1 protein-coding gene is annotated in these 1,079 nt (G+C 63.5%); it reads right to left on the minus strand.

The genetic code is table 11. The annotated features are described in order from the left end of the window. The coding region (locus FM104_RS10940) for an IS481 family transposase (RefSeq protein ID WP_256971623.1) at positions 1-916 on the minus strand (916 nt) is incomplete at its 3' end. Between the last annotated feature and the right edge of the window lie 163 nt (positions 917-1,079).

Raw genomic sequence — 1,079 nt, forward strand, 5'->3', positions numbered from 1 at the left:
TGTTCTTCCCACGGACGTTGTGGACGCGGTCGATGGGTGATTGGCCTCCGAGAGCGGTATGGGGTCGGTGGTGATTGTAGTCGTGGATCCAGGCCTGGTAGGTGGCTGCGCGGGCGGCATCGGAGTCGTAGTGGTGGGCGTAGGCCCATTCGAATGCGAGGGTGCGGTGGAATCGCTCGATCTTCCCGTTCGTCTGTGGCCGATACGGGCGCGTGTACTTGTGCTTGATCTGGGTGCCGAGTGTCTTGTTGAACAGGTGGGAGCGGTAGCAGGCGCCGTTGTCGGTGAGTACTCGCTGGACGGTGATGCCGAGGCTTTCGAAGTAGGTATTCGCGCGTTCCCAGAACCCGGCAGCGGTCTCCTTGCGCTCGTCGTCGAGGATCTCGGAGTAGACCACTCTTGAGTGATCATCGATCGCGGAATGCAGGTAGGAGTAGCCGACGCCGCTGCGGTTTTTCTTGCCCTGCTGTCGGCCGAGGGTGCGCCAGCCGCCGCCGTCGGGGATGCGTCCGAGCTTCTTCACATCGACATGGACCAGATCGCCGGGATTCTCGTGCTCGTAACGCACCGGCTTGGGCTTGCGGACGCGGACACCAGTGTTCAGGTCGATATGCCCCAGCAGCGGCACCTTGTAGCGGGATAGGACCTTGGAGACCGTCGACTGGGACAGGTGCAGGTGATACGCGATCCGGTGCGGTCCCCACCGACGATTGACCCGCAGGCCGATGATGCGCCGCTCCGTGCGCGCCGGCGTCTGACTCGGTGATGTGTGCGGACGTGAGGAATGATCCTGCAAGGCGTCCTGACCACCGGCACGGTAGCGGGCCACCCATTTGGAGACAGTGCCCCGGGCGACCTGGAACCGCTCGGCGATGCGCGCCTGCGTCCACCCGCCATCGACGACCGCGCGGACCATCGCGAGTCGGCCTGCAGGGGTGAGCTTGGCGTTGGCATGGGTAACGTATGACACGAGGACCTCCGTGGATCGAGATGAGTGTGGTAACCCATATCGATACCGGAGGTCCTCGCCTATCCCATCACGCCACGCTGCTCACAACCTCCGTGGGAAGAACACCTAG

Source organism: Microbacterium esteraromaticum (assembly GCF_900163815.1).
Lineage (GTDB): Bacteria > Actinomycetota > Actinomycetes > Actinomycetales > Microbacteriaceae > Microbacterium > Microbacterium esteraromaticum_B.